General features: G+C 72.4%; 14 protein-coding genes. 6 read left to right on the plus strand and 8 right to left on the minus strand.

All coding sequences use genetic code 11. The features are described 5' to 3' along the window. Positions 1–5 precede the first annotated feature (5 nt). Positions 6–764 carry a class I SAM-dependent methyltransferase gene (locus WME79_RS25520; protein WP_437519898.1) on the plus strand — a complete coding sequence of 253 codons (759 nt, stop codon included), beginning with the start codon at positions 6–8 and terminating at the stop codon, positions 762–764. Positions 765–782: 18 nt separating this feature from the next. Here WME79_RS25520 and WME79_RS25525 read toward each other — a convergent pair whose 3' ends face one another. From WME79_RS25525 to rpsO, 5 genes are all read right to left on the minus strand, one after another. Then, on the minus strand, positions 783–1,844 hold the full coding sequence (locus tag WME79_RS25525) for a hypothetical protein (RefSeq protein WP_437519899.1): 1,062 nt from the start codon (positions 1,842–1,844) through the stop codon (positions 783–785). 85 nt (positions 1,845–1,929) lie between these two features. Then, on the minus strand, positions 1,930–3,849 hold the full coding sequence (locus tag WME79_RS25530; protein ID WP_437519901.1) for a protein kinase domain-containing protein: 1,920 nt from the start codon (positions 3,847–3,849) through the stop codon (positions 1,930–1,932). After that, positions 3,846–5,273, minus strand: a complete 1,428-nt coding sequence (pyk, locus tag WME79_RS25535) for a pyruvate kinase (RefSeq protein ID WP_437519903.1) — start codon at positions 5,271–5,273, stop codon at positions 3,846–3,848. The genes WME79_RS25530 and pyk overlap by 4 nt, the downstream gene beginning before the upstream one ends. Before the next feature lie 288 nt (positions 5,274–5,561). After that, on the minus strand, positions 5,562–7,835 hold the full coding sequence (gene pnp, locus WME79_RS25540) for a polyribonucleotide nucleotidyltransferase (RefSeq protein ID WP_437519905.1): 2,274 nt from the start codon (positions 7,833–7,835) through the stop codon (positions 5,562–5,564). Between the two features lie 605 nt (positions 7,836–8,440). Further along, positions 8,441–8,707 (minus strand): 30S ribosomal protein S15, encoded by a 267-nt coding sequence (gene rpsO, locus WME79_RS25545; protein WP_437519907.1) that lies wholly within the window; start codon positions 8,705–8,707, stop codon positions 8,441–8,443. Between the two features lie 356 nt (positions 8,708–9,063). Between rpsO and WME79_RS25550 the strand changes: the two genes are divergently transcribed. Beyond that, a complete protein-coding gene (locus WME79_RS25550; protein ID WP_437519909.1) occupies positions 9,064–10,626 on the plus strand; it encodes a serine/threonine-protein kinase in 1,563 nt (520 codons plus the stop codon). Positions 10,627–10,679: 53 nt separating this feature from the next. Here WME79_RS25550 and ruvX read toward each other — a convergent pair whose 3' ends face one another. Further along, positions 10,680–11,102: a Holliday junction resolvase RuvX gene (ruvX, locus tag WME79_RS25555; RefSeq protein ID WP_437519911.1), complete on the minus strand. Its 423-nt coding sequence runs from the start codon at positions 11,100–11,102 to the stop codon at positions 10,680–10,682. A gap of 114 nt (positions 11,103–11,216) precedes the next feature. Between ruvX and hisS the strand changes: the two genes are divergently transcribed. Genes hisS through WME79_RS25570 form a run of 3 tightly spaced genes read left to right on the plus strand, consistent with a single transcriptional unit; the run spans position 11,217 to position 14,877 of the window. Next, on the plus strand, positions 11,217–12,503 hold the full coding sequence (gene hisS, locus WME79_RS25560) for a histidine--tRNA ligase (protein WP_437519913.1): 1,287 nt from the start codon (positions 11,217–11,219) through the stop codon (positions 12,501–12,503). Continuing rightward, the gene (locus tag WME79_RS25565; protein ID WP_437519915.1) at positions 12,500–14,269 is read left to right on the plus strand and encodes a hypothetical protein; all 1,770 of its coding nucleotides are present in this window, start codon (positions 12,500–12,502) and stop codon (positions 14,267–14,269) included. The genes hisS and WME79_RS25565 overlap by 4 nt, the downstream gene beginning before the upstream one ends. After that, complete coding sequence (locus WME79_RS25570) at positions 14,266–14,877, plus strand: COMM domain-containing protein (protein ID WP_437519917.1); 612 nt, start codon at positions 14,266–14,268, stop codon at positions 14,875–14,877. Before WME79_RS25565 ends, WME79_RS25570 begins: the two co-directional genes overlap by 4 nt. A 40-nt stretch (positions 14,878–14,917) precedes the next feature. Here the strand turns inward: WME79_RS25570 and WME79_RS25575 are convergent, their stop codons facing one another. Together WME79_RS25575 and WME79_RS25580 are read right to left on the minus strand one after the other, a co-directional pair. After that, the gene (locus tag WME79_RS25575; protein WP_437519919.1) at positions 14,918–17,137 is read right to left on the minus strand and encodes a hybrid sensor histidine kinase/response regulator; all 2,220 of its coding nucleotides are present in this window, start codon (positions 17,135–17,137) and stop codon (positions 14,918–14,920) included. A 47-nt stretch (positions 17,138–17,184) separates the two neighbouring features. Then, on the minus strand, positions 17,185–19,587 hold the full coding sequence (locus tag WME79_RS25580) for a hypothetical protein (protein ID WP_437519921.1): 2,403 nt from the start codon (positions 19,585–19,587) through the stop codon (positions 17,185–17,187). 242 nt (positions 19,588–19,829) lie between these two features. Between WME79_RS25580 and WME79_RS25585 the strand changes: the two genes are divergently transcribed. Continuing rightward, positions 19,830–21,080 carry an MFS transporter gene (locus WME79_RS25585; RefSeq protein ID WP_437519923.1) on the plus strand — a complete coding sequence of 417 codons (1,251 nt, stop codon included), beginning with the start codon at positions 19,830–19,832 and terminating at the stop codon, positions 21,078–21,080. The last annotated feature ends 3 nt before the right edge of the window (positions 21,081–21,083 follow it).

Consider the following 21,083-nt stretch of genomic DNA (forward strand, 5'->3'; position numbering starts at 1 on the left):
GGCCCATGCGAGCCCAGACGGTAGAGGTCGGCACGGACGAGCACCTGCGCGCGACGCGGGCGTACTACGACGAGTTCTCAGCGCGCTACGAAGCCCGGCGCGGAGGGCGTGATCCCGGGGGCTACCACGACCTCGTCGACGCGCTCGAGGTCGACTTCGTGCGCCGCTTCGGCGAGGGCCGCGACGTGCTCGAGGTGGGGTGTGGGACCGGGCTCCTGCTCGCGCGGATCGGCGCGTTCGCGCGCGCGGCGCGCGGGGTCGATCTCTCGCCCGGCATGCTCGAGCGCGCCCGGGAGCGCGGGCTCGACGTCGTGGAGGGGAGCGCGACCGACCTGCCGTTCGCGGACGGGAGCTTCGACGTCGCGTGCTCGTTCAAGGTGCTCGCCCACGTGGAGGACGTCCGTCGCGCGCTGGCGGAGATGGCGCGCGTGGTGAGGCCCGGCGGGCACGTGATCGCCGAGTTCTACAACCCCTACAGCCTTCGCGGGCTCGTGAAGCGGCTCGGCCCGGCGGGCGCCATCAGCAACACGACCCGGGAGAGCGCCGTGTTCACGCGCTTCGACGCGCCGAGCGCCGCCACTGCCCTGATGCCGGACGGCGTGCGCGTCGTCGCCTCGCGCGGGGTGCGCATCGTGACGCCGTTCGCGGCCGCGATGCGCGTGCCGGGCCTCGGGCGCCTCCTGCACCGGGCGGAGTGGGCGCTGTGCGACACGCCGCTCGCGCAGCTCGGCGGGTTCTGGATCGCCGCCGCGCGCAAGGCGTGAGCCGCGCGGCTCCCCCGGTCAGAACCGGCCGGTGAGCCCCGCGACCATGCCGCCGGGGACCACGGAGATCGTCGGCGCGGCGGTGAAGCTCGGCGGCGGCGACGGCACGGGGCGCGTCCGGAAGGAGACCCGCTCGGGGACGAACGTGATCTGCGCGTGGGCGATCCCGGCCGCGACGAGCGTCGCGAACGCCCCGAAGGCCACGCGGTTGACGGCGGCAGCGGTCCCGATACGGCTGTTCAGCGCGTCGATGTCGACGCTCTGTATCGGGCCGCCGCCCTGCCCCGAGGACCTCGGCGAGATATCGACGTTCTCGTAGCTGGCCAGCGCGATCGCCGAGACGATCGAGGTCCCGCCGGCGACGGCCTGGCTGACCAGGAAGAACCAGCCGAGCCCATCGTCGCCGTTCTGGAACTGCCCCACCCCGAAGGGCAGCATCGCGGTCCAGCGGGAGTTCTGCGCCACGACCCGCTCGCGCCCAGCGAGGCGATGGATCTCGGCGACCCAGCGGCGCTCATCCTCCCGGCTCCGCTCGATCCGCAGCCGCGCCGCGCGCTGCGCCTCGGCCTTCTGCCGCGTCACCTCCTCGATGCGCGCCCGGATGCGCGCCCGGACCGCGGTGAAGCGATCGATGACCTCGGGCTGGAACACCGCCGGGTTCGGCGAGTACACCGGGTTGTCGAGGAGGATCTTCTCGATGTACGCGTCGGCCTCGCTCGCGCGCCGCAGCGCGACGAGCGCGGCGGCGGCGAGGCCGCGCGCCCGCTCGACAAGGCCGGGCTCGGAGATCCTGCACGGCTTGCCCTCTGCCTCGATCGGGCCGCGCTCGCAGGGCGCGTTCGCGGGATCGAGCATCGCCGCGAAGCGGCTCACGGCCTCCTCGTAGTGCCCGGCGTCGAAGCGCGTCTTGGCGAGCTCGAACTGCTGCACGTCGTCGGCGCGCGCCGGCGCCGCAAAGCAGAGCGCGAGGGCGGCGGCGGCCGCCGCCGCGAGGCGCCGCGGCGCGCGCAGGGCGCGGCAGCCCCCGACCGATGGGAAGCGAGCGCCGGGAGATCTCCTGCCTGGAGTTCGCGCAGCCATGCGGAAGGGGTGCGCCGTGATGTAGCGGAGTTTGGACGGGGATGCTGAGAATTCCGGAGCGGACGCCACAATGACGGCAATGCCGTCAGCCGGACGGCCAGGAAACCGTGTTCGGCTCGCCGGCCACCAAGGTCACGTTGCCGACGCGCGGCGCGGCCTCCGGCGTCGCGGGCGTGAAGAGGCAGGTCCCGCTCCAGGACACGTCGCTCAAGGTCACGGCCTGCGGGGTGCCGGCATAGCCGATCAGGCCGATCTGCGGGCACGCGACCTGCGCGCTCGGCGGCGCGCCGCTCAGGACGACCGTGCTGGGCAGGATCTCCAGCTTGTGGATGATCCGCTGCGGCGCGGAGACGCCGGGCTTCGGCGCCACGACCGAGATGACGCCCGCGTACGGCCTGCAGCACCTCGATCCGGGCACGCTGATGTGAACGGTGTGCGCGCCGATCTTGAGCGGCGTGACCTTGTTCGCGCCGAACCAGCTGACCTCGGCGCCATCGAGCACCAGCTTGGCGCCGCTCGGGACGATCTGGAAGACGACGTCGCGCACCGCCGGGACGTCCTCCGTCGGCGCGGCCGAGGGCGCGATGTGCGGTAGCGGTGCCCGCGGGCGGGGCCGCGGCGCGCTCGTGGGCTCCGTGGCGCTCGGCGCGACCGCGCGCACGTTCGGCGACGGGATGAGGGCGTCGATGTGCGTCGGCGGCGTCGACAGCGTCGGCGGCGGCTCGGCCGCCGCGAGCGCGTCCCCGTCCACCAGCGGCGGGTCGCGGAGCGCGCGGGCGATCGTGAACGCGGCGAGGCCGAGCGCCACCGACCCGAGCGCGACGAGCAGCGCGCGCAGCGCGAGCTTCTGCCGGTTGCGGCTAGCGTTCAGCTTCGCGAGCCGCTTGAGGATGGCGAGGTCGTTCGGCGCGAGGGCCAGCGCCCGGTTGTAATCGGCGGCCGCGCCGGGCACGTCGCCGCGCTTGCGGCCGGCCTCCGCGCGCGCCACGAGGCGCGGGACGAGCCGCGCGGCGTGCCGCTCGGCGTAGCCTGCCGGGTCGGCGAAGTAGGCGGCGAGCTCGGCGCGCGGCTCCGCGATCCCGAGCGCCGTGAGCTCGGCCTTGATCTGATCCGCGAGCGCGCGAGGGTTCGCCAGGCGGGCGGCGATGTCGTGCGCGAGGGCGCCCGCGACGATCCGGCTCCAGCGCGCGCCCACGGTGGATCGCTCGCGCTCGGCTTCCGGGTAGATCCCCTCGAGCACCTTGCGGAGCACCTGCGCCGGGTTCTTGCCCTCGAACGGCAGGTGCCCGACGAGGCACTCGTAGAAGAGCACCCCGAGCGCGAACACGTCGGTGCGCGCGTCGACCTCGCCGCCCTCGATCTGCTCCGGCGCCATGTGTGCCGGAGAGCCGAGCACCTGCCCCGTCGAGGTGACGCCCTGGGCGTCGAGGATCTTGGCGATGCCGAAGTCAGTGAGCTTGATCACCACGCTCGCGCCGTCCCGGCTCTCGCCGGCGCGGTCGGAGGGCAGCTCGACGAGCACGTTCTCCGGCTTCACGTCGCGGTGGATGATCCCCGACGCGTGCGCGTGCTCCAGCGCGTCGCAGAGCTCGAGCACCACCGCGGCGCCGATCTCGGCCGGCATCTCGCGGTGGGCACCCAGGATCTTGCGCAGCGTGGCGCCGCGGAGCAGCTCGACGACGAGGTAACGCTCGCGGTCCTGCTCGCTGGAGACGTCGTACACCTCGACGATGCCGGGGTGGCGCAGCTTCGCCGCCGCGCGCGCCTCGGCGACGAAGCGGGTGCCGACCTCCGCGTTTTCCCGGAGGTGCTTGTGGATGATCTTGACGGCGACCTCGCGGCGGAGCCGCGGGTCGCGGGCGCGGTAGACCGTGGCCATCCCGCCGTGGCCTAGCTCCTCGATCAGCTCGTATTTCTCGAGCCTCGGGAGGCCTTCTGCGCCCGCGTTTCTGGAGAGGGATTCCTGCTCGCCCGACGAGCCCCTATCGCGGGCGGGCAGGCTCATTCAACGACCTTCACCCGAATCGTGTTGGTCGACCCCGAGACGCCGACAGGAGCGCCGAAGATGGTGACGAGCTTGTCGCCCGGCGAGACGAGGCCGTTCGCAAGCAGGTACCCGGTGGCGCGCTCGATCATCTCGTCCGAGTTCCGGAGCGCGTCGACGGGGAACGGCACCACGCCCCAGAGCAGCGCGAGGCGCCGGCGCGTCGTATCGTTCGGCGAGAAGGCGACGATCGGCACGACGGGGCGCGCCTTGGACGCGTACCGCGCGGTGAGGCCGCTCTCGGTGAACGCCACGATCAGCTTCGCGCCGATGTCCTTCGCGATGTCGCAGGCGGCGCGCGCGGTCGCCTCGGGGACGTTGGCCCGCTGCCCGGGCTGCTCGCTCGAGAGATAACGGTAGAACGAGCTCTGCTCGGCCTCCGTCACGATGCGGGCCATCATCCGCACGACGAGCGGCGGGTGCGCGCCGGTCGCGGTCTCCTGCGAGAGCATGACAGCGTCGGTGCCGTCGAAGACGGCCGTCGCCACGTCGCTCGCCTCGGCGCGCGTCGGGCGCGTCGCGGTCACCATCGACTGGAGCATCTCGGTGGCGACGATGACCGGCTTCTGGTGCACGCGGGCGAGGCCGAGGATCTCGCGCTGGATGATCGGCACCCGCTCCGGGTTGAACTCCACGCCGAGATCGCCGCGCGCGACCATCACCCCGTCCGAGGCGAGGATGATCGCCTCGAGGTTGTCGATGGCGCCTGGCGTCTCGATCTTGGAGACGATCGGCGTCGGGCGACCCCAGGCCTCGCAGATGTCACGGACGTGCCGGACCTCGTCCGCGTTGCGGACGAAGGAGAGGGCGACGTAGTCGACCCCCTGCGCAAGGCCGAAGCTGAGGTCGGCCTTGTCCTTGTCGGTCAGCGCGGACATGCGCACACGCCTGGCGGGCAGGTGAACGCCTACGCGATCGCGCAGACGTCCGCCCTGCGTCACGCCGGCCTGGACGCGGTCCCCTTCGACCTTGGTCACGGTGACGACGACGCGGCCGTCGTCGATCAGGACGACGTCACCCGGCTGCAGATCGGACGCGAGCCCCTCATAGAGGATCGGGATCTCGCCGGGCGTCGCGACAGGGCTGTCCCTGTTCGCCTCGGTCAGCCAAACGGTAGCCCCGTCAGTCACCTCGAAGGTGTTGCCGGGGAAGCGACCGGCTCGAATCTTCGGGCCGCAGAGGTCCTGCAGGATAGCCACAGGCTTCCCGCAAGCCTCCGCAGCCGCACGGACCGTGGCGATTGCTTTGCCATGATCCTCATGCGAGCCGTGAGAGAAGTTGAGTCGAGCGACATCCATACCGGCGCGGATGAGCTGCTCCAGCGTCGTTTGAGAGTCACACGAAGGGCCAATGGTACAGACGATTTTCGCTCTGCGTACGAGCACGGGCGGAGCATGCCACGAGCAGGGGTCGCGACACTACCCTGATTGTGAACGGGCCATGCGGACTTCACCGGATTCCAATAAAGCAGCTGGGAAATGAGCCGCTGCGCGGCGCGGCGCACGCACGTGCGTCAACGCAGCAGCGGAGCGCGCTGGCCCGCGAGCGGGCGGCGATCCGCGCACACGGCCGCGGATCGCTGCGAATCGGAGATCTCTCTGAGGGGAGTGAGCGGCGGGACGGCTCGGGCTCGCGCCGCAGCGCGGCATGAGGTCCCGCCTGGGGCCGTGTGACTAGGAGCGGCGCTCTCGGCGCTCGCGCGGCGGTCCGCCGCGGTCGCGCTCCAGGCCGGGGCGCGATCCGCGATCGCCGCCGCGATCGCCACCTCGCCCGCCCGGCCCATCGCGCCTCGGCGGCGGGCCGGCGTCGCGCGCCTGCGCCATGCGCTCGCGCGCCCGATCGCCCTCCTCGCCTTCCGGGAGCGGGAGCAGCTCGCGCCGGCTCAGCCGGATCTTCCCCTCGCGATCGACGCTCAGAACCTTCACGTCGAGCGAATCTCCCTCCTTGACGACGTCCTCGACGCGCTCGACGCGCGTGTGGGCCATCTCCGAGATGTGCAGCAGGCCGTCGGTGTTCGGGAGGATCTCGACGAAGGCGCCGAAGTCGGTGATGCGCTTGACCGTCCCCTTGTAGGTCGCGCCGACCTCGGGCTCGGCCGTCAGGCCCTTGATGATGTCAAGCGCCCTCTTCACCGCGTCGGAGTCGGCCGAGGCGACGTTCACCGTGCCGTCGTCCTCGACGTCGATCGCGACCCCGGTCTGATCGACGATGCCCTTGATGGTCTTGCCGCCGGGGCCGATGATCAGCCGGATCTGGTCGGGCTTCACGCGCACCGTGGTGATCCGCGGCGCGTACTGGCTGAGCTCGGGCCGCGTGGTCGGCAGCGTCTCGAGCATCTTGCCCAGGATGTGGAGCCGCCCCTCGCGCGCCTGATCCAGCGCCTGCGCCAGGATCTGCCGGCTCAGGCCCGCGATCTTGATGTCCATCTGGATCGCGGTCACGCCGCGCGCCGTGCCGCAGACCTTGAAGTCCATGTCGCCGAGGTGATCCTCGTCGCCCAGGATGTCCGAGAGTACCGCGTAGCGCTGGCCCTCCATGATGAGGCCCATCGCGATGCCCGCGACGGGCGACTTGATCGGCACGCCCGCGTCCATGAGCGAGAGGCACCCGCCGCAGACGGCCGCCATCGACGACGAGCCGTTCGACTCGAGCGTCTCCGACACGATGCGGATCGTGTACGGGAACTGATCCGGCGCCGGGATCATCCGGGAGAGCGCGCGCTCGGCGAGCGCGCCGTGGCCGATCTCGCGCCGGCCGGGGCCGCGGAGCGGCTTCGTCTCGCCCGTCGAGAAGGGGGGGAAGTTGTAGTGGAGGTAGAAGCGCTTCCACGTCTCCCCCATGAGGCCGTCGATCTTCTGCTCGTCGGTCGAGGTGCCGAGCGTCGTCGTGACGATCGCCTGCGTCTCGCCGCGCTGGAACAGGGCGCTGCCGTGCACGCGCGGGAGCAGGCCGACCTCGCACATGATCGGCCGGATGCTCCTGCCGTCGCGGCCGTCGATGCGCCTGCCCTCCTCGGTCACGTAGGTGCGGACGACGTGCGCCTTGCGCTCCTCGAACTCCGCCTTCACGAGCCCCTGGAGGGGCTGGAGCTTCTCGGCGCCGAGCTCGGCGTTCAGCGTCTCGGTCAGCTTCTTCTTGAGCGAGCTGTAGCCGTCGTAGCGCGCCTTCTTGTCGGTCACCTTCGTCGCGGCCTTCAGGTCCTCGTCGACGATCTGGGCGACGCGCCGCTTGATCTCGTCTGGCAGCGCCGGCGCGACGAACTCGCGCTTCGGCTTGCCCACCGCGGCGCGCATCTTCTCGATCAGATCGATGACCGGCTGCGCGGTCTCGTGCGCGAACATCAGCGCGTCGATGATCTCCGCCTCGGTCGCCTCCGCGGCGCCGCCCTCGACCATCACGATCGCGTCGCGCGAACAGGCGACGACGAGGTCGATGTCGCAGCGCTCGATGTCAGCGACCGTGGGGTACGCCACGAACTCGCCATCGAGCCGGCCCACGCGCACGCCCACGACCGGCCCGTGCCAGGGGATGTCCGAGATGTGCAGCGCGGCGCTCGCCCCCGTCAGGGCGAGGACATCCGCCTTGTTCTGCTTGTCGCTGGAGAGGACGGTCGCGATGATCTGCGTGTCGCGCTTGAAGCCCTCCGGGAAGAGGGGGCGGAGCGGGCGATCCATGAGGCGGCTCGAGAGGATCTCCTCCTCGCGCTGGCGCGCCTCACGTTTGAAGAAGCCGCCGGGGATCTTGCCGGCGGCGTACGTCTTCTCGACGAACTCGCAGGTGAGGGGGAAGAAGTCGAGGCCCGGCCGCTCGTCCTGCGAGACGGCGGTCACGAGCACCATGGTATCGCCGTAGGTGACGAGCACGGCCCCGTGGGCCTGCTTGGCCAGGCGGCCGGTCTCGAGGGTGAGGGCACGGCCACCCACCATGACGGATTCACGAACGAACATTGGGATTTCAGCTCTCTCTCGCACGATCGCGAGGGCCGCTGCGTGCGGCGCTACGCCGAGCGCGAGGGGCTGCTCTTCTTCCTCGGTTCCTGCGCAGGAGCTGAGCTGCTGCGCACGAAGCGAAGACGAAGACGCGCGGAGCCCGCGCTCGGGAACGGCGAGGTCCGATCGCCCCGCCGGTCCGTGGTCAATGAATGACCTCCTTAGAGCGTCCGCTCCACTCTCGCCAGCGCAAAACGCAGGTGTTCAGGGGTCCGTGACGCAAAACCTCCCGAACGGAAGGGGCTGGAACGGCCGCGCGCGCACGGGTGCTCGAGCGGAAAGGCGCGCGGAGCCGCAGATCAGCCGGACCGCACGCGGTGCATCCCACGTGGGTGGGCCGCTGGTGGCGGGACCGTTGGTGATGAGGTGGAGCAGCAGGTGGGACAGACAGTCCCAGCGGGCAGACGGCAGACGAGGTTGCCTGCCCTCGCGCAGCACGGGCGCCCGATCGATGCACGCCCCGCGCACCCAAGCGAGCGCGCGAGGCATGCTTCGCATGTCGACCCGGGCGTGCGAGGCGCGCCTCGCGCCGGGGCGGCAGGCCTGATCGGCCCGAAAATCCGCTACTTGCGGAGGTTGAGGCGGCTGATGAGGCCGCGGTAGCGCTCGATGTCGACGCGCTTCAGGTAGTCGAGCTGACGGCGGCGCTGGCTCACGAGCTTCAGCAGGCCGCGACGGGAGTGGTGGTCCTTCTGGTGCGTGCGGAAGTGCTCCTGCAGCTGGTTGATCCGCTCGCTGAGGAGGGCGATCTGGACCTCCGGCGACCCGGTGTCGCCCTCGTGGATCGCGTACTTCTGGATGATGTCCGTCTTCTGAACCGAGTGCAGCATGGCTGGCTCTCCATGGCCCTGCCGGTGCGCTACCGAGCGTCCGGGCCGGCTCGTCCTCTCCGAAAACGGAAGAACGGGACCGGCGGCTGGCCAAGTGACGCCTGAATGTGAGCCCCACGCCCGTAGTGGCGGGAGCCCGCGAAGTTCAGGCCAGTGAGCTGAGGAGCGCGCGAGTATACGCAGGTGCCTCGGTCCGTCAACGCGGTCGACACGGGCCGCGCGATTTGTCACCCCCAGAACGGCCGATTGGTTACCCTCGGTCGGCGATGCCCGGCACCATCCGGCCCCCCGACGAAGCCTCCCGAGCGCAGTCGGACGCGCGCGGCTCGCAGTCGGACCTTCATATCGCGAACGCGATGACGAGCCTCTCCTCCTCCGCCACTGCGCTCTCGACCCCCGGGAGCGACAACTCGACCCCCAAGGTCTGCCCCACCTGCGGGGTCCGGTACCCGGCCGAGTTCAGGGTTTGCCCGCGCGACGCCGCGACGCTCGATGAGTCGGAGGACGACGCGGTCCGCGACGATCTCGTCGGCAAGACGCTGAACGAGACGTACACGGTCGTGCGCGTCGTCGGCGAGGGCGGCATGGGGCGCGTCTACGAGGCGCGCCACACGCGGATCTCCAGCAAGCGGTTCGCGATCAAGATGCTGCACCCGGAGTTCGCGCGGCAGCCGCAGGTGATCTCGCGCTTCCAGCGCGAGGCCGAGGCCGCGGCCGCAGTGCAGAGCCCGTACGTCGTCACCGTCTTCGACGTCCACCGCACCGCGGAGGGCCGTCCGTTCCTTGTGAACGAGTTCCTCGAGGGCAAGGAGCTCGCCGACTACCTCAACGAGGCCGGCAAGATGAAGACCGGCCCCGCCGTGCGCATCGTCCGGCAGATCTGCAAGGCGCTCGCCGCGGCCCACGCGAAGGGCGTGGTGCACCGCGATATGAAGCCGGAGAACGTGTTCCTCACCGGCGACCTCGCGATGCCGACGGCCAAGGTGATCGACTTCGGCATCTCCAAGGTCGACGACGCGCCTGGCGCCGCGCTCACGCAGACCGGCATGATCATGGGCACGCCCTCGTACATGGCGCCGGAGCAGGCCCGCGGCGAGCGCGTCGATCATCGGGCGGACATCTACGCCGTCGGCGCGATCCTCTACTGCGCCCTCACCGGCAGCCGCCCGTTCGACCGCAACGATCCGACCGCGACGCTCACCGCGGTGCTCACCGAGGACCCGCCCCGCCCGCGCTCGCTCGAGCCGAGCATCCCCGAGCCGCTCGAGATGATCATCCAGCGGGCCATGGCGAAGGAGCCCGGCCATCGGTACCAGACGATGGAGGAGCTCGACGCGGAGCTCGCGCTCTACGACACCAGCGAGGCAGAGCCCAAGGAGCTCGACGTCCCCGGCGTACCCGGGCCGCGCACGTCGATGCCGTCGGCGCCGCGCGTGGCGCCGACGATGCAGCTCCGCCAGGCGCAGCAGGTGAGCATGGCGAGGCCGCTCATCCTGCTGCTCTTCGCGCTCGGCCTCTTCTGGGTCGCCGGCAGCCTCATCACGCTCGTCACCGCGATCATCCGCTTGTCGCGCGGCGGCCAGGTGACCGACAACCTGACGGGCCTCGAGGCGGTCCTACTCGCGTCCGGGATCGGCTTCGCGCTGATCACCCCTGCGCTGATCAGCGCGAGCCACGTGCGCCGAACCGTCTGGAACAACAGCATGAAGGCGGTCGATCTGGCCGACAACCTGCGGCGGCCGATCGTGGTCGGCCTGTGCGCGTACGGCTTCGCGTCGCTGCTCGTGCGGGTGGTGGAGGCCGTCGTCCTCCGGCGCGCGGCCGGCGTCGCGTGGCCCATGTGGGACGTCGTGCTGTTCGCGGTCGGCGCGGTCGGCGCCGCCGGCGCGTACCTCTTGCTCCGCAGCGAGAGCCGGTAGCCCCCCGCGGCCCGGCGACCCCTGGGCCGCGCGCCGTATCGCCCCGGGCGCGGCTAGCGCCGGTCCAGCCACGCCTGGAGCAGCAGCGCCGCCGCCGCCCCGTCGACGCGCTCCTTGCTCTTCCGCCCCGAGACACCCCCGTCGCGCAGCCGCCGTGCCGCCTCGACCGTCGTCAGCCGCTCGTCGACGAGCTCCACCTCGACGCCGGCCGCGTCGGCCAGCGCCTGCGCGAAGGCCAGCGCCCGCCGCGCGGCGGGCCCCTCGTCCCCGTTCATCTCGAGCGGCAGCCCCACCAGGAACCGGGTGATGCCTTCGTCCCGGGCGAGCGCCGCAAGGGCCTCCAGGAGCGCCTTCCGGTTTCGCCCGTCGAGCAGCGGCCGCGGGTGCGCGTAGAGCCCGAGCTCGTCGGTCACGGCCACGCCGACGCGGGCCTTCCCAAGATCGATCGCCGCAGCGCGTGCCTTCGCCTTCGCCATGCCTCTGGAAAGACCCCATAGCCCTCGGGCGACGCGCCGGCGAGGCCCGAGCGTAACCAGGAAGCATCCGACCGGCTTGACCCGCTCGCCAGCACCGACCATAAGCGCCGCGCGATGGAACTGCGTGCGGTACGGGGGATGAACGACATCCTCCCCGAAGAGGTGGAGCGCTGGCACAAGCTCGAGGGGGCGTTCCGCCTCCACGCGGAGCTCCACGGTTATGCCGAGGTGCGCACGCCGCTGCTCGAGCCGACGGAGCTCTTCCGGCACCAGATGGGGGAGACGACGGACGTGGTCGAGAAGGAGATGTACTCCTTCGAACGCCACGGCGATCACCTCACCGTCCGCCCCGAGGGCACCGCCGGCGCCGCGCGCGCCTACGTCGAGCACGCGGTCCACGCGAAGGAGCCGGTCACCCGCTGGTACTACCTCGGCGCGATGTTCCGCGGCGAGCGGCCGGCGAAGGGGCGCTACCGCCAGTTCTACCAGGCCGGCTGCGAGCTCTTCGGCGATCCCGGTCCGCTCTGCGACGCCGAGACGATCGACCTCGTCGCCGGCTTCCTGCAGTACATCGGCATCGGCGAGTTCGTCGTCCACGTGAACTCGCTCGGCAGCGCGGGCACGCGCGAGCGCTACCGCGAGGCGCTGCTCGCCCACTACACGCCGCGCAAGGGCGAGCTCAGCGAGGACTCGCAGCGCCGCCTCGAGAAGAACCCCCTGCGCATCCTCGACTCGAAGGACCAGCGCGATCACGAGGTGTCGCGCGACGCGCCGTCGATCCTCGACCTGCTCGACGACGCGGACCGGGCGCACTGGGACGGCGTGCGCCGCTGCCTCGACGTGCTCGGCGTGAACTACGTCGTCGATCGGTCGCTCGTGCGAGGGCTCGACTACTACACGCGCACGCTCTTCGAGGTGAAGGCGACCGCGGGCGATCTCGGCGCCCAGAGCACGCTCGCGGGCGGCGGCCGCTACGACGCCATGGTCGCGGGGCTCGGCGGGCCGAGCGTGCCCGCGATCGGCTTCGCGATGGGGATGGAGCGGCTGCTCACGATGATGCCCGGCGCCTCGCCCCGCCGGAGGCCCGGCTGTTTCCTCGCCCCGCTCGGCCAGAGCGGCGCCGATCAGGCGCTCGTGCTGGCGAAGCAGCTGCGCGCGCTCGGCGTCCCGGTCGAGCTCGACGGGCGCGGCGGGCGGCTCAAGGCGATGCTCCGGCGCGCGGACTCGCTCGGCGCGCGGCTCTGCGTGATCCTGGGCGACGCGGAGATCGAGCGCGGCGTGCTCCAGATCAAGGATCTCGTGGCGCACGTGCAGGAGGAGATCCCGCTGGAGGGTGCGGCGCGCGTGCTCGCGGATCGGGCCCTCGAGGCGTCGCCCGGCGGCCAGCGGGGAGCGCGTTGACCTCCAAGGCGATGGGAGCGCAGGGCTGCTCGCGAGGGGCGCGCGGCGAGGCACGGAGCCGCGCTCGCCGCGCGGGATCGGCGCTGTCGCTCGCCGCGGCGCTGGCCGCGCTCGCCGCGCCGTCCGTCGCGGCGGCGCAGCTCGGCTTCGGCCAGCCCGGCATGGCGCAGCCGCCGCCCGCGAGCGCGCCGAAGCCGCCGCCCGGCACGCCGGAGACGCACGCGGCGCCGACGTCCGAGGAGAGCCCGATCCAGACCCAGGAGCCGACCCTGCCGGAGGACCCGCTGGCGGTGCCGCCCGCGGTCAAGAAGCAGATCGGCACGAACGACGTCGGCGAGTGGGAGCGCGGGCGCGCCGAGGAGATCCAGCGCGACTGGTACGGCCCCTATTACAGCGAGCGGAGCGGCAGCTACCAGTTCAGGACGATCTTCCCCCTGTGGGCGGAGCGCCGGATGCCCGGCGACCGCGCCACGATGGTGACGCCGCTCTACTACAACCGCCGGAGCAAGGACGTCGACGCCGACGTGCTCTTCCCCTTCTTCTGGAAGCTCCGCGACGAGAACACGTACACGACGATCGTCGGCCCGTTCATGCACCGCGAGTCCGAGGGTCGCCCCGCGAGCCCCGGGCGGAAGGCCGAGCCGGGCCGGCACGACAACTGGCTCGCGCCGCTCTTCTTCGAGGGCAAGCGCGACGACGGGAGCGGCTACTTCCACATCCCTCCCCTGCTGACCTTCACGCATCACACGGCGCAGAGCGGCTTCAACCTGGTCGGCCCCCTCTACTGCAGCTGGAAGGGCGGCCCTGCGTGCGACGTGCGCTCCGCCGACAAGATCCATCTCGGCCTGGCCCCCCTCTACTTCTACGGCCGCGACGAGAGCAGCGAGTACGAGGTCATCCCGCCGCTCTTGCACTACTACCACTACAGCGACGTCGGAGACCGCTCCACCAACGTGTGGGGCCCGCTGATGTGGCAGCACTCCCGCAAGGGCGACGTGTTCAACGTCATGCCCTTCTACTGGCACAGCTGGGGCAAGAACTACGATCGCACGACGCTGTTCCCGTTCTTCCACTACGGGTACGAGGGCAACAAGAGCCTGCTCGTCACGCCGCTCTTCCTGAAGGCGCGCGGTGAGGAGGGGGAGAGCACCTTCGCGACCTGGGGCTACGCTCGCTACCGAGGGCGGACGGAGCTCGACATGATCACGCCGCTCTTCTGGCAATACCGGGATCCGGCGATCGATCTCGAGCGGACGTTCCTGCTCCCGTTCTATTACCGAGGCACCTCGCCGCGCAGCGATGATCTCGTCCTCTTCCCGTTCTATGGCCGCTTCAAGCGCCACGGGTTGAGCGACACCACGTGGCTCACGCCGCTCGTGCGGCACACGCGGGATCTCACCGGCTGGGAGACGGACATCTATCCGTTCTTCTACTCGGGGAGGAACCGCGACTCGACGCACCTCGTCGCGGCGCCGTTCCTCTGGGACTTCGCGTCGCCGACGTCGCGCACCACGGTGGCCCTGCCGTTCTTCTTCCGGTTCGCTGACCCGACGTCGGTGACGCAGGTCGCGCTGAACACCGTGTACCGGGAGCACCGGGTGCGGAACGGCAAGGAGTGGGAGTTCCACCTCGTCCCCCTGTTCTCGTACGGCGAGACCCCGGACGGTCACTGGTGGAACGTCCTGTTCGGCCTCGCCGGGTACACGCGCGCGGGCACGGCGGCGACGATGCGGGCGCTCTACGTCCCGATCCAGCTGAGCCAATGAGCCCGCGCGGTGCCGAGCTCCGCTGCCTCGGCGGAGCGCCGCCGCCCCCGGAGCTCGCCGTCGACCTGCGCCGGCTCCTGGAGCTGCCCGAGGGCGCGCGGCAGCGCCTCTGGGAGGCGCTCGGGCCCAGCCTTCCCGAGCCGGTGCCCGCCGCCGTGGAGCGGCTCCTCGACGCGTTCTGCCGCCGGCATGAGGTCGCGTCCGACGCGCTCGCGCGGGTGCTCAAGGCGTGCCGCTTCCTGATCCGCGAGGCGAGCAAGGTCGACCTTGACCGCGCCGCGCTCGCGGCCGACGTCGCCGCGCTCGCGCCCGGCCAGGACGCCGAGGAGATCCAGGCCGTCCTGCTCGCCGGCTACGACCAGGCCAGGGCGCTCGTGCGGCGGGAGATCGTCCGCGGCGCGCTGCTCGATCACGGCAAGCTGCTCACCGGTATCGACTGGCGCATCGACACGATCGCGACCGCCAACCGCGGCGCGAAGATCGCCGCCCCCGTCGTCGTGCTCACGCTGAGCTACCAGGAGGGCGACCTCCGCTCCCGCATCACGCTCCAGGCGACGCCAGAGACGCTGAGTGAGCTCCAGCAGCTCTGCGCGCAGCTCCTCGGCTGATCGCGCGCCGCGCGGACGCACGGCGACAGCGCGGGCGCCGCTACCTGCTGCTGTCGCGCGCCTCCGCGCGGGGCGCGGAGTTCGCGGAGACGACCTCGGCGATCGCGGAGAGCGCGTCCTCGGCGGAGAACGGCTTCTCCAGGAGCGGGCGGCCCGATGAGGCGAGGAACCGCTCGACGTCCGCGCCGAAGCCCACGCCGGTCATGAAGATGAACCCCTGCGCCAGCGCGGGATCGCTCTCGCGGATCCGCGTGTAGAAGACGTCGCCCGACATGCCGGGCATGCGCAGATCGCAGAGCACCACGTCGAAGCGCTGCCCGCCCGCGAGCATCCCCATCGCGGCGTCGGCGCTCGGCGCGAGCGCCACCTCGTGGACGCGGCCCAGCTGATCCGACAGCGCGCGGGCGAGCGACGCCTCGTCCTCCACCACGAGCACCCGCACCCGCTTCGAGACGAGCCGCGGCACCGGCGAGACGCTCGGCGTCGCCTCGTCCGTCCGCCCCGCCGCGGGCAGCGAGATGATGAAGCGCGCGCCGCCCGGCGGGACGCGCCCCGGGACCGGGCTCTCGGCCGTGATCTGCCCGCCCGCGCGCTCGATGATCTCGCGGCTGATCGACAGCCCGAGCCCCGTGCCGACCTCCGGACCTTTCGTCGTGAAGAAGGGCGCCCAGATGCGCGGCAGGTTCTCCTCCGCGATGCCGGCGCCGGTGTCGCTCACCACGATCTCGACCGTCTCCCCGTCGCTCCGCGTCTCGACCGTCACCGTCTGATCGCGCGCCTCGTGCTTCGAGCTCGGCTTCGGGATCGCCTGGGCCGCGTTGACGAGGAGGTTCACGATGACCTGGCCGAGCCGGCCGTCATCCATGAGGATCGGCGGCACTTCGGTAAGGTTCTTCACGATCTGCGCCCGCTCGATGATCTGGCCGCGCGTGAGGCTCAGCGCGGAGTCGACCGTGCGGTTCGCGTCCGTCAGCGTGCGCCGCGAGCCCTCGGGCTGCGGGGGGCTCGCGAACAGCTTGAGATCGCGGACGATGTCGACGATGCGCTTGATCGAGTCGCGGAGCTCCTTCACGAGCTCCGACGCGCTGGACGCGGCGCTGCCCTCCATGCGCACGTTCGGGCCGCGCAGGAGGCGGTCGAGCATGTCCAGGCCGAGCAGGATGAACGCCGCGGGGTTGTTGATCTCGTGCGCCACGCCGGCCGCGAGCGTGCCGAGCGTCGAGAGGCGATCGACCTGGATGAGCCGCGTGCGCGCCGCGTGCTCGGTGCTCACGTCCGCGAGGACGCCCTCGATCGCCACCACGCGGCCGCGATCCGAGACGAGCGGGTACACCGTGCCGCGCGCGGTGATCGCGTCGCCGCCCCGCCGCCGCAGGCGCGCCTCGTAGGAGGCCGACGGCGCGCCGAGCTTGGCGCGCGCGACCGCGTCCTCGAAGCACATCACGCCCTCCGGATCGGCGTGGGCCTCCCCGAGGAAGCCCGGCGTCTTGAGCGCCTCGGCCACCGGCACGCCAAGGAGCCGCTCGGCGTGCCGGTTCAGGAACGAGAGCTCGCCGGACTCGGGATCGAGCCGGAAGATGATGAGCGGCGCGTTGTCGAGGAGGTTCCGGTGCTGCTCCTCGAGCTCGCGGATCCTGAGCAGCCGCTCGGCGGCCTCGCGCTCCCCGGCGACGACGCGCAGCGAGCGATCCAGGCCTGCGCCGAGCGCGTCGGCGATCTGCTCGAGGAGCGGGCTCGGCGCCGAGGCCGCCGCGCCGGCGTCGCTGTAGCCGACGACGAGCGCCGCGATGATCGGGCAGCCGAAGCCGCCGGCCCCGGCGCCGGCCGGCCCGGAGCGCGCGGCGAGTTGGCCGGGTTCGGCGCCCGGAGGCGCGGCCCGCACCGGGAGCGCGACGTACGAGAGGCACCCCTCGCTGGCGCCCATCTGGGCGAGGGCGTTCCCCGCGCGGGTGTCGTCGCAGGAGAACGGCTCGCCCTCGGCGAACACCCGCCGGAAGAGCGCCGCGGGCGCCGGCAGGCGCGCGCCGAACGGCGCGGCGGAGAGCGCGTCGCCGCGGAAGACCGAGTACGCGCGGAGCCCGCCCTCCGGCTCAGGGAACACCACCGCGAGGAGCTGAAACGCGGCGAACCGGCCGACGGCCCCGGCGAGCTCCTCGAACGGCCTCGGCAGGAGCAGGTTCGAGTGGCGGGCCACGACGGTGAGGACGGCGTTCAGCGCGACGAGGCGGCCAACCCTCTCGCTCGCAGGCTCAGCGTGCATTTCCACGACATCTCACCACGTCAGCGCGCAGGGACGAGAGGCATTCTTCACTTTTGTCCGGCCGGCGGGTCGCCCGCGGTCGCCGGGGACGTAGGCAGGCCCGGCGCGCCTGCGCAGCGCTCGAGCAGGCGGAGGGCGGCGTCCCGGCGCTCCTCGCTCACCGCGGGCCCCGTGCCGGCGGCCCCATCGTGCGCTGCGTACTGGGCGAACATCTTGCGTGCGGTCTCGACGTCCTCGACGCCGCACGCGACCACGAGCCGCAGCCGCTCGGCCTCGATCCAGACCCGCTGGACGGGCAGGTGGGCCGCGAGCGCCCGATCCAGGCGATCGGCTGCCTCATCGAAGCGGCCGTCGCTCAGGTAATGGCGGCCGAGCAGGTAGTTCGGCAGGCCGTCGCCGGGAGATTGCGCGGCCCACGCGCCGAGGAGCTCCGCCGCCCGGAGCCTGTCGGGCGCGCCGCCGCGAGTGCCGATCAGCAGCTCGACGATGGCCGCGCGCGCGCGTTCGTCGTTCGCGGCGGCGATCTTCACGTCGAGCGTCCGGAGCCGGTCCTCGTCGACGAGCCGGCCTGCGACCTCGCTGTACCACGCCGCCGCGCGCTCCCGGTCGCCCGCCGCGAGCGCGACGTCGCCGAGCCGCTCCGCCGCGCGATCGCGCAGGTGGCGCGGGATCGACCCGTCCCCGGCGATGCCCTCGAGCTCGCGGATCCCCTCGCTCCGCTCGCCGGGCGCGTCGCTGGCGAGCCGCGTCTCGGCGATGGCGATGCGCGGCGCGGGGCTCCGGTCGAGCGACAGCACGCGCCGGTACGCGGCGATCGCGCCCTCGTGGTCGCCGCGCGCGCGCAGCTCCTCCGCCTCGTGGGTGCACGCGTCGACCACGTGCGGGCAGCGCCGCTCGAAGAGCGCCGGCCGATCGAAGCGGGCCTTCGCCTGCGCCTTCGCCGCGTCGGGGAGCGTGAGCGCGTCGAGATCGGCGTGCCACGCGCGCTCCATCACCGCCCACGAGGCGCCGGTGATCTCCGGCAGCGCCTTGCCGCCGTACCAGGCGCGCACCGCGTCCGCGCCGTACGTCGCGCGCACGTGGCCGACGAAGGCGCCGCTCACGGTGTAGGCGGTCGACGAGTTCTCGGCGAGGAAGCCGAGCGCGAACAGGCGCGCGAGCGGCGGCAGGATCCCGAGATCTTTCATCGCCTTGGCCCACGCGCGCGGGCTCAGGTCCTCGCCCTCCCTGGGCGAGCCGGCGACGGCGATCCCCTCGATGAGCCCCGGGTCGGGGAGCCACCCGCCGAGCCGCCCGGCGACCTTGAACGGGCCGCGGGCGAAGGCGCCGGCGAGCACGTGCATGATCTCGTGCCCGAGCGTCGGGTGCGGGTAGCCGGCGGCCTGCAGGTACACCTCGCGGCGCCACGGCTTCGCGACGTACGTGCGCGACGCGCCCATGAGCGCGCCCTTCTGCGCCGCGCTCTCGAACAGGTAGGCGCGGACCCGGAGCGGCTGGCCGTCGACCACCGCGGGCGCCCCGAGCCAGCGCTCGCCGGCCTCGATGTGGGCGTCGCACTCGCGCACGAAGCGCTGGACGTCGGCCTCGCGCATGCCGCGCGGGTGGACGACCTCGCAGCGCTGGCCCTTCGAGAGCGCGCCGAGCTCGGCCGCGATGCTCTCGGAGGTCTGGAAGTGGCCGAGGCGCGCGCCCTCCAGGACGGTCGCGGCGCTCAGCGCGGCGCACACGACGCCGAGCAGGAGCAGCCCGGGCCGGCCCTGCGGCTGGAACGACACCCGCCCGCCCGCGTCGTGCACGAGGTGCTGCGCGAGCGCCGACGCGGCGAACAGGGTGGCCAGCGTCCCTGCGCGGTACGTCAGCAGCCCGGACGCGTCGACGACGGTGTCGTAGAGCGTGCCGCTGAAGAAGCCGGCGAAGGGGTCGTAGGCGAAGACGATCGGGCTCGTGTAGAAGCGGACGGCGCTCACGCCGATCGAGCCGAGGGGAGCGGCGAGCGCCGCGACGACGGCGATGAGCCGGCGCCGCCACGCCGGGCGGGGAGGCGCGGCGTCGTCGCGCCGGATGCCGGCGGCGAGCTCGCCCGCGACCGCGCCCCAGGCGCCGCCGAGCGCCGCGCCGAGCCCGGGCCCCAGGGCGAAGTGCGCCGAGCCGCCGAGCACGTCGCAGAAGCCGGCGCGCAGGCCGTGCGCCAGCGTGGTGGCGTACGCGACGACCGCGAGCAGGGCGCCGCTCGCGACGCCGCGGCGGAACGCCTCGACAGGCGGCGGCCGATGCGCGGCGACGTCGAGGGCGGTCACGATCGCCGCGGCGCCCGGAACGATCAGGCCGGCGGCGAGCGCGCTCTCGTAGCCGGGGCCGTCGAAGAGGGGCAGGAAGCCGACGAGCGCCATCGCGATCGCGACGAGCGCGGCGCCGAGCCTCGTGGCCGGTGAACGCAGCAGCGTGGGCATGGTCGCGTGGGACTCCAGGCCTGCCTTCGTAGCCGCGCCTGCCCGGAGAGGCGAGCGGGATGCAGGCGCCCGGGCGCAATCCAGCGAGTTGCGTTCTCGATGGACGGTTCGGGGAGGAGGGCGGTGTCTTCCGAGAACCTGACGAAACCGTGAGCGGTGATCGCATGGCCACCGATCAGCCGTGTTCGATAGTGCGCGCTTCTCCTTCCCTCCTCTTTTCTGCTCTGCTCACGCCCCAGACGATGTCCCCTCCCCCTGCCGGCCTCTCACACCATCCCGACTTCCTGCGCCTCTGGGCGGCGCAGGCGGTCAGCGCGGTCGGCAGCCGCATCAGCCGGACGGCGCTGCCCGTGATCGCCATCATGAGCCTCGGGGCCGACGCGTCGGGCGTGGCGGTCCTCGCCGCGGTGTCCACCGCGCCGGGCGTCCTCGTGGGGCTCTTCGCGGGCGGGGTCGTCGATCGCTCGCGCAAGCGGCCGCTCCTCGTCGGCGCGGATCTGGTGCGCGCGGCGCTGATCCTCTCGGTCCCGATCGCGGCCTGGACCGGAACGCTCACCCTGCTCCACCTCTCCGTGGTGGCCGCGCTGGTGGGCATGGCCACTTCGCTGTTTCAGATAGCCGACAACGCCTACTTGCCGGCGCTGGTGGGGCAGGAGCACCTGGTCAAGGCAAACGCCAGGCTGGAGGGGACCGAGGCCGCCGCGGAGATCGCCGGCCCCGGCGCCGCGGGCATCCTGATCCAGGCGCTGACGGCGCCGGTGACGATGGTGGTGGACGCGCTGTCGTATCTCGTGTCGGCGGCGCTCCTCGGGCGCATCCGGGCGGCGGAGGCGCCGGCCGTCCCCGCGAGCGGCGCCGGCGATGGGGGCGCCTCGCTGATCGAAGATCTCCGGGTGGGGCTGCGCCACGGCCTTGGCCACCCCGTGGTCGGGGCGACGTTCCTGGCGATGGGCGCCCACGCCCTCCTGCTCGGCGGGGTCTTCTCCGCGCTGTACATGCTCTATCTCCTGGAGCATCTGCGGCTGGACACGACCACGGTCGGGCTGATCATCAGCGTGGGCGGCATCGGCGCGCTGGGCGGCAGTTTCCTCGCGGGCTGGCTGGGCCGACGCCTCGGCGCCGGGCCGGCGATGATCCTCAGCCTGTTCGTGAGTCAGGCCGGCTGCGCGCTCATCCCGCTGGCCGCGCAGCTCGGGCGGCTCGCGGTGCCTGCCCTCGTGGTGCACCAGCTCGTGGGGGACGCGTTCCTCATGGCGTTCATGATCCACGCGGTGAGCGCGCGGCAATCTATACTGCCATTGCACGTGCTCGGCCGGGTTGACGCCACGCTCCATGTGCTCACCGGGGCGCTCCTGCCGGCGGGCACCCTGGCGGCCGGCTGGCTCGCGGGGCGCATCGGCGTGGAGGCGACGGTCTGGGCGTTCGTCATCGCGGGCTTCGCCGCGCCGCTGCTGCTGCTGCGGCCGGCGGTGTGGCGGCTGCGGGCGGGGTGAGGG

Origin of the sequence: Sorangium sp. So ce726 (genome assembly GCF_051521405.1) — a bacterium.
Taxonomy (GTDB): Bacteria; Myxococcota_A; Polyangia; order Polyangiales; family Polyangiaceae; genus Sorangium.

Coding starts and splice junctions, on each gene's coding strand:
- WME79_RS25520 (WP_437519898.1), top strand. CDS start 6: ATGCGAGCCCAGACGGTAGAGGTCGGCACGGACGAGCACCTGCGCGCG.
- WME79_RS25550 (WP_437519909.1), top strand. CDS start 9,064: ATGACGAGCCTCTCCTCCTCCGCCACTGCGCTCTCGACCCCCGGGAGC.
- WME79_RS25525 (WP_437519899.1), bottom strand. CDS start 1,844: ATGGCTGCGCGAACTCCAGGCAGGAGATCTCCCGGCGCTCGCTTCCCA.
- hisS (WP_437519913.1), top strand. CDS start 11,217: ATGGAACTGCGTGCGGTACGGGGGATGAACGACATCCTCCCCGAAGAG.
- WME79_RS25575 (WP_437519919.1), bottom strand. CDS start 17,137: ATGCACGCTGAGCCTGCGAGCGAGAGGGTTGGCCGCCTCGTCGCGCTG.
- WME79_RS25530 (WP_437519901.1), bottom strand. CDS start 3,849: ATGAGCCTGCCCGCCCGCGATAGGGGCTCGTCGGGCGAGCAGGAATCC.
- rpsO (WP_437519907.1), bottom strand. CDS start 8,707: ATGCTGCACTCGGTTCAGAAGACGGACATCATCCAGAAGTACGCGATC.
- ruvX (WP_437519911.1), bottom strand. CDS start 11,102: ATGGCGAAGGCGAAGGCACGCGCTGCGGCGATCGATCTTGGGAAGGCC.
- pnp (WP_437519905.1), bottom strand. CDS start 7,835: ATGTTCGTTCGTGAATCCGTCATGGTGGGTGGCCGTGCCCTCACCCTC.
- WME79_RS25570 (WP_437519917.1), top strand. CDS start 14,266: ATGAGCCCGCGCGGTGCCGAGCTCCGCTGCCTCGGCGGAGCGCCGCCG.
- WME79_RS25585 (WP_437519923.1), top strand. CDS start 19,830: ATGTCCCCTCCCCCTGCCGGCCTCTCACACCATCCCGACTTCCTGCGC.
- WME79_RS25580 (WP_437519921.1), bottom strand. CDS start 19,587: ATGCCCACGCTGCTGCGTTCACCGGCCACGAGGCTCGGCGCCGCGCTC.